At 41.8% G+C, this 13,221-nt stretch carries 9 protein-coding genes; 8 read left to right on the forward strand and 1 reads right to left on the reverse strand.

What is annotated here, in order from left to right:
• Window positions 1–99 precede the first annotated feature (99 nt).
• Window positions 100–4,656 carry an ATP-binding protein gene (locus AC0L4E_RS15375; protein WP_473679915.1) on the reverse strand — a complete coding sequence of 1,519 codons (4,557 nt, stop codon included), beginning with the start codon at window positions 4,654–4,656 and terminating at the stop codon, window positions 100–102.
• Between the two features lie 124 nt (window positions 4,657–4,780).
• Here AC0L4E_RS15375 and AC0L4E_RS15380 point away from each other — a divergent pair, with 124 nt between their 5' ends.
• From AC0L4E_RS15380 to AC0L4E_RS15415, 8 genes are all read left to right on the forward strand, one after another.
• Complete coding sequence (locus tag AC0L4E_RS15380; protein WP_220753889.1) at window positions 4,781–5,692, forward strand: LysR family transcriptional regulator; 912 nt, start codon at window positions 4,781–4,783, stop codon at window positions 5,690–5,692.
• Window positions 5,693–5,750: 58 nt separating this feature from the next.
• Entirely contained in the window at window positions 5,751–6,920 is a 1,170-nt protein-coding gene (locus AC0L4E_RS15385; protein ID WP_473679916.1) for a pyroglutamyl-peptidase I family protein, read from the forward strand.
• A gap of 154 nt (window positions 6,921–7,074) precedes the next feature.
• On the forward strand, window positions 7,075–7,662 hold the full coding sequence (locus AC0L4E_RS15390) for a SprT family zinc-dependent metalloprotease (protein WP_473679917.1): 588 nt from the start codon (window positions 7,075–7,077) through the stop codon (window positions 7,660–7,662).
• Window positions 7,663–7,904: 242 nt separating this feature from the next.
• Window positions 7,905–8,606, forward strand: coding sequence for an endonuclease (locus AC0L4E_RS15395; protein ID WP_473681688.1), 702 nt, complete (start codon window positions 7,905–7,907; stop codon window positions 8,604–8,606).
• A 9-nt stretch (window positions 8,607–8,615) separates the two neighbouring features.
• Window positions 8,616–9,350: a 16S rRNA (uracil(1498)-N(3))-methyltransferase gene (gene rsmE, locus AC0L4E_RS15400; protein ID WP_473679918.1), complete on the forward strand. Its 735-nt coding sequence runs from the start codon at window positions 8,616–8,618 to the stop codon at window positions 9,348–9,350.
• Window positions 9,351–9,387: 37 nt separating this feature from the next.
• Window positions 9,388–10,341 carry a glutathione synthase gene (gene gshB / locus AC0L4E_RS15405; RefSeq protein WP_473679919.1) on the forward strand — a complete coding sequence of 318 codons (954 nt, stop codon included), beginning with the start codon at window positions 9,388–9,390 and terminating at the stop codon, window positions 10,339–10,341.
• Window positions 10,342–10,420: 79 nt separating this feature from the next.
• Window positions 10,421–11,956: an alkaline phosphatase gene (locus AC0L4E_RS15410; protein WP_473679920.1), complete on the forward strand. Its 1,536-nt coding sequence runs from the start codon at window positions 10,421–10,423 to the stop codon at window positions 11,954–11,956.
• A 189-nt stretch (window positions 11,957–12,145) separates the two neighbouring features.
• Window positions 12,146–13,180: a methyltransferase gene (locus AC0L4E_RS15415; RefSeq protein WP_473679921.1), complete on the forward strand. Its 1,035-nt coding sequence runs from the start codon at window positions 12,146–12,148 to the stop codon at window positions 13,178–13,180.
• Window positions 13,181–13,221 lie beyond the last annotated feature (41 nt).

Consider the following 13,221-nt stretch of genomic DNA (forward strand, 5'->3'; position numbering starts at 1 on the left):
CAATCTTGCGTAGCGATAAAAAATCCCCAGTTTTTCAACTGAGGATTTATACAAGCAATTTAGTTAACGTAATAGCCTTGCTATCACGCTAATTGATTATTACTCACCATCGATAGGTAAAATAACAAACAGTAAATCGCCTTGAGAAACCTGTTGGCCATTACCATTCAAAATACGTTCAATACGGTATTTCTGATTTTCAGGGTAAAGCACAGCGTTTTGACGGTTAAATCCAGCTAGAGTTACTTGCGAGAACATCTTCATCGCTTCTGTAAGCGCTAAATTCTGATCCACAGTAACAATGTCACCTTCTTTAACGAAGTCTGGCTCACCTGGGGCTGGTGAGGTATAGAAGATACCAGCACCTTGTGCCAATACTTTAAGCTCATTACTTTCAGCAACACGCAGTGATTCAGTGTCTAAACCTACTGTCTCAGCAGCGGCTTCCATTTCAGCAACAAGCGCAGGCACATCTAACTCAGCCATTAAGCGTGGTAAGTAGTTAGTATCGTAAACACCTTCATTAAACGTCGCATCCTTGAGGATAAGCTTCAATAATGGAATGTTAGTTGCGATACCTTTAATCACTACGTTATCAAGGTAAGCTGACATCTTAGTCACAACATCTTCACGTGATTCACCACGAATAATGATTTGTGCAATCAAGCTATCGTAGTAAGGCGATACTTCTTTACCAGTTTCAGCAATAGAGATGATTTCAATACCTTCACCTTCTGGCATGATGCACTCAGTGATCATTCCGGGGTTTGGTAATAACTGAAGAATACCGTCACTATCAAGTGCCGCTTTTTCAGCAGTCACACGAACTTCCATCGCGTAACCTTGATCAACTGGCTCTAAATCTTCAATTGAACGACCAGCCGCAATATCAAACTGCGCGCTAACAATATCAATACCTGAAGTTGCTTCAGTAACAGGATGCTCAACTTGAAGACGTGTGTTCATTTCCATGAAGTACACTTCGTTAGCATCAAGATTGTAAATAAACTCAACGGTACCAGCGCCCATGTAATCAGTCGCATCACCTAAGTCACGAGTGTATTCAAGCACGCGTTGCTTAAGCTCTTCTGGCAACATTGTCGAACCAGATTCTTCAATCACTTTCTGGTTGTTACGTTGCACTGAACAGTCACGAATACCCAGTACTTTGGTGTTTCCAAATTTATCACGTAGTAACTGAACTTCGATGTGACGTAGAGAGGTTACGTACTTCTCTAAGTACAAATCGCCATTACCAAATGCTGCTGCAGCTTCAGTAGATGTCTTTTGGAATAATCCAATCATATCTTCAGGTTTAGTTACAACTTGAATACCTTTACCGCCACCGCCTTGTACCGCTTTAAGCAATACTGGGTAGCCAATTTCAAGTGCAACATTCACAGCTTGTTCAGCATTAGTCAAAATACCATGCGAACCAGGTACTACAGGGACGTTTTGGTCTTGTGAAGTCTTAATCGCATTCGACTTGTTACCCATAGTTGTCATTGAGTGCACGCTTGGGCCAACAAAGTTAACCCCATTGTTGACACATAATGCAGCGAATTGTGGGCTTTCAGATAAGAAACCAATACCAGGGTGAAGTGCATCAACATTTTCGTAGTCAGCTACTTTCAATACAGAGTATGCATTCAAGTAACTTTCGTCAGATGTATTACCACCAATACAAACAAGCTTATCGTTCACCTTAAGCATGTCTGCAGGTACAGAAGTCATATCAGGATCTGATGCCACAAGTACAACGTTAATCTTGTTATCGTGTGCTTTACGGATCAATTTCACCGCTGTACAGCCACGAGCATGTACTAAGACTTTATCGATAGGCTTCATTAGCTCACGAGGGTCGTCTTGAACAATCTTCTCTTCAATGGCTTTAACTTCAGGCACTAGGCTTGATAATGCTTTAGCAATAATCTCATTAGCATGCAGCGTTGGTAGCGGCATTAATGGATCAATACTTGATAAATGGCTATCTAAAGTATCGCTGAACGGGTTGTGTACTAAGCCCGTCATTGCACCAGGGACTTTCGACAAGTAGTTCGATAACGTCGCTGTTGATGGTAAGTACGCAGGTACAACCATTTGGCCAGCAAATGGCATGTTAGTACCCGATAGGTAGTAAGTTTGCACTAACGGATGTGTCACGAAGCTTGCTTGCGCGCCACCAGTACAATCACCAAAACCAAACATCAATACTGGTAATTCGTTATCACGGACAAAACGCGTGATACGGTCATTGACTACCGCCATTGAGAATAGTGCAGCAGCACCTTCTTTGGTTTGCATACCACCAGAACTGATGAAACATACCACTGGTAACTTACGTTTAGCACATTCAATCAATAGCGCACTGAATTTTTCAGCACTTGCCATATCGAACGCACCTGCTTGGAATGCAATGTTAGACACTGCAACACCAACGCGATGTTTACTGTCACCATGTTCAAAATCAGCAACACCAGTAATCAAACCACAAGGGCGAATACCTTTATCTAATGCATCTTCAATCGATAAACGGAAACCAGGAAAGTTAAGTAAGTTAGCTGACATCTTGTCGCCATTTAACTCTTCAAATTCGCTGAAGAACTTACCAATAACATTCTCCCAACCCATTTTTCCTTGGCGCTTTTCATCGCGAAGTACTTTTTGGATAAGCAGATCTTGGTAACCCATGGTTAGACGGTTCCAGAAATCTTTACGACGACCAATACGTACAGGGTTAATAGCACCTGTGTATTTGCTTTGGTCTTCTTCACTGTCAAAGTATTCAGGCAGTAAACGCTCAAAGAAGTAGGTCAAGATAACGAATAAGCTGTCATTCAGCTGTGGGTTACCTACACTCTTCCATTGTTCAACACGTGTTAGCAATTCAGCACGGTTAGACTGTTCCATGAAGAACTTAAGCCATTTGTAGAACTTGTTCTTATCGTTAGCGTCGTCATTTTTTGAAAGCGCGATATCGATAGACGTATGCAGTAACTTATCAACCGATTCGCGAGACAGACTCTTAGACATCATCGCTTCTTTCGAAATCGATGCTAAGTTTTGAACAACATTGTCGTATAACGCATTAAAGATTAATACGTTATGACATTGCCAAATGAAGTCTTCACGTAGCTCGTCATTAACCACAATATCAAGAACAGTTAATTGATTTAATTCAGGCCAAGGCGCTTGAGTTTTTGATGCTGGCAATGATTCAAGATGCTTAATTAAGCCTTTGAAGTTGTTAGCCGCATTGCTCTTCCAACGGTGATATAAAGACCAACCAATATTGAACAATAACGCTTTACGAGCTTTCTTATAGTTCTCTTTTGGCTCACCTAAAATGAAACGTGTGATCACGTTACGTTCAGTTGAGATCTCATTACGCTTGCTATCAAACGTACCCCAAAGCTTATTCAGCTCTTCGTCATAAACAAGCTTATCAGGAGTTGATAACCAAGCTTGGAAGACACTGTCTTGCTCTTGTTGGATACGCTCAAGTAAGTCACCTTCTGGCACACTCACTTTTGATAAACGACCGTACTGCTCAACCGAGATTGAATGAATACGGCTACGCAGTGTTAAGTAGCGTAAATAACGGTATGCACTACCAAATAAGTTGTGGTGCATGGTTGGGCTGCTAGCAACGGCCAAACCTTGGTTATTCTCTAACGCTACTAAGTTCTTAGATGGGTCTAAGTAACGAGTCAGACTGCGATCGTAATGCTCACGTAAATCTTCTGATTCACGAACAAAGTTAATCGCTGCAGTTTCAACAGCTTCGATACTGCTGATAATCGCGCGGCGTAAATTATGTTGGCGCTCATCTTTATCATATGGAGAGAAATCAACAATACCGTCGATACAACCTGCAGTCAGTAACTCTTCAGGAGAAACACCCACTGACTTAGCACATTCCTGCCAAGATAAGTTGTACTTACGTGCAATAGATTGCAGACCTTGTGGCTGAATCGTATTGAAAATACCATCACGTAGTGACAATAAAATGTTGGCTGCTGCTAATGGAATTGCACCACCAGAGTAACCAGCACCGATAACGATACCGACAGTCGGTACGTCAACGTTGGCACTTTCAGCAATCGCTTTAGAAATGGTGTGAGCTTGGTTTTGGCTGTTAGCCACTTCACCCGCATCGGCACCTGGAGTATCAATTAAGTAAACGATTGGCATTGATAGTTCTGAAAAGTGACGAATCGCTTTACATGCAGCTAAGTGATGCTCAGGCATCCACGCGCCATTACCAGTGGTTCTTTCTTGGGCAATAAAACCAACACGGCGAGTACGAGAACCAAAGTTTAATTCGATTTCAGCACTGTAAAACGAGCCAAGATGATTTTCGGCAATTAACTTACCTTTTAAATCAGCAATAACACGCTTTGCACTTGGGCGGTTTTTATCTTGAGTCGGTTGAATAACTTTCGTTACGTAGGTATCGACATCGAGTGTCGCTAACTCTTTTAAGTTTGATTGGATTGCATCTTCAGATAACAATCCTTTGATTTCTTCAGCCAAAGATTGCTTGCTATGAGCAGGAAATAATGAAAAATCTTTAGCTAAATGTTCCGCTTGTAAAAATAGCGGATCAGCCGCTTGAGCTGTTGTCTTGTTTACGGGCTGCTTTTTGCTAGTCATCAAAAGATCCTCTGCTTATATAGCCTCTAAAATTTTTAGACGGTAAATATAACTTTGTTCCCTGTCAAATTACCATTAAACTATCGGAGACGCTTTGTTCCATTTTTGAGACAGTGAGGCTAAGGTGCCTGATTTAAACGGTATGATGCTGTTTGCAGCAGTAGTTAGAGCAAAAGGTTTTTCACAAGCAGCCCGAGACATCGGACAACCAAAATCAACCATTAGTCGCAAGGTTGCTCAGCTAGAAGAGCAGCTAGGCGTGCGGCTACTGCAACGTGACACCCGTAATTTAAGTCTCACTCAAGTCGGTTCGTTATTCTTTCAGCATTGTGACTCTATCAGTCAAGAAATCGATGCGGCCAAAGCCATTATTGAAAATACCCACAGTGATATTTCTGGTTCACTGCGAGTGGCCATACCAGTCTCATTCTCCCAAGAAGTGATCGCTAACTTATGCAGTAGCTTCATGCGCCTTTATCCTAATATCGAACTGGACGTTCAATTTACCGACAGTAATGTTGGCTTAGTGGGCGAAGGCTACGATATTGCCATTAAGTATGGTCCGCTAGAATCTTCTGATTTAGTCGCGAAATTGCTATTTGAACGCCAACCTATTTTAGTCGCAAGTCCCGGATATCTCAAAAAATCGGGCACACCTGCAACACCACAAGAGTTAGCCCAGCACAGTGGTATATTATTAGGCACGAGTTTATCCGCGCCAATTTGGCCTGTGGGTAAAGGAAGTCGAAAAACCATGGCTAGCTTTAAGCGTAAAGTCAGAGTGAATAGTGCCAGTATGGTTAAGCGGCTAGCGCAAGATGATTTTGGTATTGCTATGCTATCCAATAACAGCTGTAAGCAAGAACTTGCTGCGGGAAGCTTAGTTCCGATTTTACAAGAGTGGCCAATGGAATCATTTAAAGTTTATGGTGTGTATTCAAGCCGTAAACAATTAGCCAATAATATCAGCGCTTTTCTAGATTTTTTTGCCAAACGATACAGTAGCCAAGAGTCTTTGCAATCAATAATGAATTAGTATCAAAGCCGTGGTAAATTAAACCATAACAACGAAAAGACATCCTAAAGGAATAGCCATGTTCAAGCCCCTAATCACCAGCACTTTAATTGCTGCGGTACTTCTATGTACCCATTCCACTTATGCTCAAGACTCAAGCAAACTAGACGTAGAAGAGTTGCGCCTACCGCAAGTGATGGATGTTATGGCTGATGTGGCTAATCGTTTTGATAACCTCAACACTCAGCTAGATAACCAACTGAGTGCTTCCACTGATGAATTAGCCATTACTCAAATGGTAGCATCGCAAGGCACCAAGTTGTGGCAGCAAGCGGTTGCAGATGTCAAAGCAGGTAACTATGATGATCGCGCTCTGTATTGGAGCCGTTTAGCCATGCGAAAAACCTTAAAAACTGCTGATGCTGGTTATAATATTGTACCTTGGCAACGAGACATTCTTGTTAAAGCATTTGAAAAGTCTTCTCGCGGTTTAAGCGATATTCATTTTAAGCCAGAAACTCGCATCAAAATTTTGCTTACGGGTTTTGATCCATTCTTTTTAGACAAAGATATCACCCAAAGTAATCCATCTGGGTTAACCGCCTTAGCTCTCGATGGCATGATCTTCGATGTTGACGGTAAGCAAGCACAAATTGAAACCGTGATGATCCCAGTTAGATTTGCAGATTTTGATAATGGCATTATCGAATCACTGCTCACACCTATGTATCGAGACAACAGTATTGATATGATTTTCACTGTTAGCATGGGCCGTGATGATTTTGATATTGAACGCTTCCCTGCTCGTGGACGAAGCGCTGCAGCGCCAGATAACTTAAACGTTTACACTGGAGCCAGCAAAACAACACCTAAAGCACCGTTATTTAATGGCGGCACCTTAAATGGGCCAGAGTTCGTTGAATTCTCTCTCCCTGTAAAAGCAATGCAACAAGCTGAAGGTCAATGGCAGGTCAATGATAACCACCAAGTCACTACCGTTAGTCGTGGTCAGTTTGACGCTAAGTCGCTTTATGAGTTAGTTAATGAAACTTCAGTTGAGGGCTCAGGTGGTGGGTATTTATCTAATGAAATTTCCTACCGTAGCATATTACTAAAAGAGCAATTTAAACGTGACATCCCAGTTGGACACATCCATACCCCAAGAGTCAGTGGTTATGATGCCGATACTGAATGGGCCATTGTGGAGCAAATTGTCGATATGGTGAAGCTTGCCGCAGCGCAAGAATAAGTTTTACCAGGAACAGGTTTGCCTTATAGCGGTTAATTAAGATTGCGGTAAACCTGTTCAGCACGATACACTCAAATGCGTTTATCTACCCTTGATGAGAGCCTTATAGCCAAATACTCATCACTATCATTTACAGCCCTAACAATCATCTCTTATGTTTAAATCACTGTTTAGTCGTAATTCACAAACCAAAACCACTAAGGCGACAGGTTTACGCCCAGCCAAATCACTCGTTCCCGCCCAAAGCTGTCTTCCTAAAACTGAAGCACAACAGCAAGTACTGCAAAAAATAGAAACTGACTATCAGCAAGCAGAGCTAATATTAAAGCGTCAATTTCCAAGACCCGTTGTGCAATTTACATTGAGAGGGAAAAGTGCCGGAACCGCTCATTTACAAGTGAATAAACTACGTTTTAATCCTGTATTACTGGAAGAAAACAGCGCCGAATTCATTGAACAAGTTGTGCCCCACGAAATCAGCCATTTATTGAGCTTTCAATTATATGGCCGAGTAAAACCTCACGGACTTGAATGGCAACGCATAATGCATCATGTTTTCAATGTTTCTGCAGATACAACTCACCAACTGAATACTCAATCGGTTGCTGGTAAGCAATTTGAGTACTTCTGCGCTTGCGGGCCAGTCATGCTATCTATTCGGCGCCACAATAAAGTCGTGCGTAATCAAACTCAGTACCGCTGTAAAACCTGCGCGCAAGTGCTCTCATCTGAATCTAAATAGCTATAATGTAAGCTAAAAATGCATAAGGATTTATTTAATACATAACAAGTTAATTGAAAGCATAATAAATAGCATATTCGATTGTTAAACCCCATTGCATCCGCAGTTTCAATCCCTTACCATCCTTCACAAATATCAGGTGATACCAACCCGTATCCCCTGTGCCGTATTGAATGAAGTTAGGGTTTATTTTGTCGTATCAACACCTAAGTAAAAATCACCAATTTATCGCTGTATTAGTCATCGCTATCATCGCCGTCATAACCAGTTATAGCGCAGAGGCAGCAAAGCACCCAACCAGCTTTAGAAGTGCTAAAAAAGTCGCCCAAAAAATATATAGCAATGCTTTACCTATGAGCAGTTTCTATTGTGGTTGTGATATCAATGTCGTTGGTAAACAATGGAAGCCTGATTTAGAAAGCTGTGGTTATCAAGTTCGAAAACAAATTCCACGCGCCAACAGAATCGAATGGGAACATGTGGTATCCGCTTGGGAATTCGGTCATCAACTACAATGCTGGCAAGACGGTGGTCGCAAAAATTGTGGTAGAACCAGCCCTGAATTTAAAAAAATGGAATCCGATTTACACAACCTCACCCCAGCAGTAGGTGAAGTAAACGGTGATAGAAGCAACTATCGTTTTAGCGAATGGAACGGACAAGCTACCCAATACGGCCAATGTGCTATGGTAGTCGACTTTAAAGGACGAAAAGCGCAGCCTCCTAAACAAAGCCGCGGCGCAATTTCTCGTACCTACTTTTACATGCAACAAACTTATGGGTTGTCTATTTCTTCTAGCCAGAGACGATTATTCGAGGCATGGAACAAAACTTACCCAGTTGATAGCGTAGAATGTTTACGAGATAAACTAATTGCAAAAAACCAAGGCAATCATAATAATTTTGTCTTAAAACAATGTCAGAATCTCGGCCTCATTGATTAAGGATTTACTATGCGTGTCCCAAGAATTTACCAACCTATCAATGAACTTACTGTTAATCAGCAAGTAAAATTAGATGAAGATGGCGCTGCACATATTGGTCGTGTTTTACGTATGAGCGAAGGTGAAAATATTAGCCTGTTCACTGGCGATGGCTTTGATTACCTTGCCACGATCGTGAGTGCTAATAAAAAGAACGTCACTGTTGAGATTATCGATAAAACAGAGAATAACTCAGAGTCGCCACTCAATTTACACCTAGGCCAAGTTATTTCTCGCGGTGACAGAATGGACTTCACCATTCAAAAATCGGTTGAATTAGGTGTTACCACCATTACACCGTTATTTTCTGATCGGTGCGGTGTAAAACTTAATGGCGAACGTTTAGAGAAGAAAATTAACCAATGGCAAAAAATTGTTATCAGTGCCTGTGAGCAATCAGGTCGCAGTTTTGTGCCAACAGTTAGACCAGCAATGACTTTAAGCCAATGGTGCGCTGAACAAACAGATGCATTAAAGTTAAACCTACACCCTCGCGCTGCGCACGGCATTAATGGTTTAGCATTAGAAAATACCAAAGTACGGTTATTAATTGGCCCTGAAGGCGGTCTATCAGAAGAAGAGATAGCGATGACAGAAACGCACCTCTTTACCGACGTATTACTTGGTCCACGAGTATTACGTACAGAAACAGCTTCACTAACCGCGATTACCGCTTTGCAATTACGATTCGGTGATATCGGTTAATCAATGATATAAGCATTGAGAAAATAAGGATAAAGGTATGATAAAGCTCGGCATAGTAATGGATCCAATCAGCGAAATTAACATTAAGAAAGACTCTAGTTTTGCAATGTTAATGGCTGCTCAATCACGCGGCTACGAACTGTATTACATGGAAATGCAAGATCTTGCTATGGTCAATGGCAAGGCTATGGCAAACATGCGTTCGTTAACTGTTGAAGATAATGCCAGCAAATGGTTTGAACTAGGTGAAAGCGTTGACACCCCACTTGCCGATCTTGACGTCATCTTAATGCGAAAAGACCCGCCATTTGATACTGAATTCATATACGCAACTTACATGCTTGAACGCGCTGAAGAAGAAGGTGTATTGATCGTCAATAAGCCGCAAAGCTTACGTGATGCTAATGAAAAGCTGTTTACAGCTTGGTTCCCTGAATTTACGCCAGAAGCCGTGGTCACTCGTGACGCAAAGCGTATTCGCGCTTTCTTAGCAGAGAAAGGCGATATCATTCTAAAACCACTTGATGGTATGGGCGGTGCATCGATTTTCCGCGTAAAACAAGATGATCCTAATATTGGGGTGATTTTAGAAACCTTAACCGAGCACGGTACCCGTTACGCTATGGCTCAAGGTTTTATCCCAGCAATCAAGCAAGGTGATAAACGTATTTTGGTGGTAGATGGTGAACCTGTTCCTTATTCATTGGCACGTATCCCAATGAAAGGCGAAACACGCGGTAATTTAGCAGCTGGCGGTAGTGGTGTTCCTCAACCTTTATCTGAAAGTGATTTTCATATCGCGCGCACTTTAGGCCCAGAGCTTAAAAAGCGTGGACTGATTTTTGTGGGATTAGATGTTATCGGTGACAAGCTAACTGAAATTAACGTTACCAGCCCAACGTGTATTAAAGAAATTGAAGCCGCATTTGATGTGGATATTACTGGCATGCTGATGGATGCCATTGAAGTACGGATTAATAAACAAGCTTAATCTACGGTTCTGCCTATCATCCAATCTTGATAGGCAGACAAATTAAGCCTTTAACCCCTTTGTATTTTCAGGACTAACAATGCCAATAAAAACAACACTGAGCTTAATACTCGGGATGTTCCTGTGTTTTTCAACTAGCACATTTGCCAATGCACCATTAGCAAATACGCCATTAACCGATACTGCAACAACTGAAACGGCTCAATCACAAGCAAAACAAACAGCCTCACAGATCCAAGTTCAAGTATCTAGTGTGTCTGACGCTTCAATTACCAATACATCAAAAGCCAGTGCATCAAAAGCAGCTGAGTTAGCAAATACCGACCCCGCAAAATTACCAGCGAACATTGTCGCCCCAATCACCAATGTAGCGAGTAAAAAAGTTAAGTCATCAGCACCTTCAAAGCCAAAAAATATGATCATCATGATTGGCGACGGTATGGGCCCAGCCTATACAACGGCTTATCGTTACTTTAAAGATAATCCTGATACCGAAGAAATGGAACAAACCGTATTCGACCGTTTACTCGTCGGTATGGCGAGTACTTTTCCCGCGCCAGTAAGCGGCTATGTTACTGATTCAGCAGCATCTGCAACGGCTTTGGCCACTGGGTTTAAAACCTATAATGGCGCCATTTCAATCGATGTAGATAAACGTCCGCTGACCACCATTATGGAAATGGCTAAAAAGGTTGGACTATCAACTGGTGTAGCTGTTAGTAGTCAAGTTAATCATGCAACTCCAGCCGCCTTTCTTGCCCACAATGAGCATCGCCGCAACTATGTACAGATTGCCGAAGGGTACTTAAAGTCTGATGCTGATGTGATCTTGGGTGGTGGGCAAAAATACTTTTCTGATGACTTATTAGATGAGTTTAAAGCTAAAGGCTATCAGCATATTACGGAATTTGAGCAACTCGATAGCATCACCAAGCCAAAGGTTTTAGGCTTATTCGCTGACGTGCAACTTCCTTGGGTAATAGACGAGCAAGAAGCTTATAAACTCAGTACCCTAACGAAGAAATCACTCGAGTTACTATCACAGAATGAGCAAGGGTTTATATTGATGGTTGAAGGCAGCTTAATTGACTGGGCAGGACATTCAAATGATATTGCCACAGCCATGGGTGAAATGCAGGAGTTTGCCAACGCCATTGAAGTGGTCGAGCAGTTTGTACGTGAACGTCAAGACACACTTATGATTGTTACCGCAGACCACAACACAGGAGGACTGTCTATAGGTGCTAATGGTGAATATGAGTGGAACCCTGCAATGCTGCATGATATTAAAGCTTCACCACAAACGATCTCTGAAGAATTAATCGCGGTAGATGACTGGCAACAACGTTTTAACCAACTCATTGGCTTTGAAGCTACAGCCGAAGAAATTTCCAGCCTTAATTCTGCAAGAATGCAGGGTCAAAAGCAGTTATATAAATCAATACTGCAAATCATCGATACCCGCACTAATACCGGATGGACATCTGTAGGTCACACAGCTGATGATGTGCAAGTATTTGCAGCAGGGCCTGGTGCGTTATTATTTAGTGGTCATCAAGACAATACTGAAATCGCAACTAAAATGATGAGTTTATTACCTAAAGCAATCAATTAATCAGAGTCGATTTTTTTACCTTAGATAAGCACCAAACAGCTTCATATTAAGAGCAACCTAATCACTATATGTAGTTTGCGTTGCTCTTTTTGCTTACAGCGCCATAGTGCTACGACAAACTGAACAGTTGACTACTTCTTTGCTATAATCCGCCGTTATCTAATGCGTTAAACTATTAAGGTCGATTCTGTGCTCACCAACACTTCTCAAGTTCTGCTACGTAACATTCAATTTATCGAAAACCAGAATGTATTGATTTTAAATCATGAAGCAGATGCATTAGCCGTTGAACTATTAGATGCCGCCGCTTCTGTTACCGCTTTAGCGTTAGACTTTAATCACCACCAACTATTAGCCAAGCACAATAAACCTAATTTTCATGCCCACTTTGGTCATGAACTGCCTGCAGATGCAAAATTGCAGACGTTCGATGCCGTGGTCATTTACTTCCCGAAAGCCAAAGCCCTCGCGCCTTATCTTTTCCAACTTGCAGCAAAGCACCTGAGCATTGGCGGCACCTTAATTGTCATCGGTGAAAATAAAGGCGGAGTTAAATCGCTTGCAAAGCTATTACCTAATTACTACTCAACGGCCTTAAAGCGTGACAATGCACGTCATTGCTTACTCTTCGTCGCTGAATTAAATCAAGATGCACCTCAGTTGAACATTAACGACTGGGTAAGCAAGTACCAACTTGCTACGCCACAAGGCGAGATTACAATTTGTAATTTAGTTGGCGTCTTTAGCGAGAAAAAGCTCGATCAAGGTACTGAGCTATTGTTATCACACTTACCAAATCTTTCTGGTCGAGTGCTTGATTTCGGCTGTGGAGCAGGTGTCATCAGTGCTGCGATGCTCAAAGCTAATTCAAGTCTTAACGTAGAGTGCATTGACATTAACGCCATGGCATTGAAGGCATGTGAATTAACCCTTGCAGCAAATAATATGATAGCCAAGGTTTATCCATCAGATGGGTTTAAGCAAATATCAGGACAATTTGATGGCATCATCTCAAACCCACCATTTCATGACGGTTTAGCCGCTACGACACAAATAGCTAAAGACTTCGTTAAGTCGAGCGCAAACAGTTTATCTAACAATGGGGTATGGCAAATCGTTGCAAATAGAAACCTGCCTTATGCCGACACAATTGCGGCTGAATTTGGTCAAGTAAATGTTCCGGCTGAAAACAATAAATATAAATTATACTTTTTCCATAAGTAACAAAGAATTAACACTTAGTGTTCTTCATCACGTAATCTGTC

The organism is Shewanella sp. GJ50-10 (assembly GCF_055808815.1).

Bases quoted from the DNA above. Each gene is read 5' to 3' on its own strand.
- AC0L4E_RS15375 (WP_473679915.1), bottom strand. From the start codon at position 4,656: ATGACTAGCAAAAAGCAGCCCGTAAACAAGACAACAGCTCAAGCGGCT.
- AC0L4E_RS15385 (WP_473679916.1), top strand. From the start codon at position 5,751: ATGTTCAAGCCCCTAATCACCAGCACTTTAATTGCTGCGGTACTTCTA.
- AC0L4E_RS15390 (WP_473679917.1), top strand. From the start codon at position 7,075: ATGTTTAAATCACTGTTTAGTCGTAATTCACAAACCAAAACCACTAAG.
- rsmE (WP_473679918.1), top strand. From the start codon at position 8,616: ATGCGTGTCCCAAGAATTTACCAACCTATCAATGAACTTACTGTTAAT.
- gshB (WP_473679919.1), top strand. From the start codon at position 9,388: ATGATAAAGCTCGGCATAGTAATGGATCCAATCAGCGAAATTAACATT.
- AC0L4E_RS15410 (WP_473679920.1), top strand. From the start codon at position 10,421: ATGCCAATAAAAACAACACTGAGCTTAATACTCGGGATGTTCCTGTGT.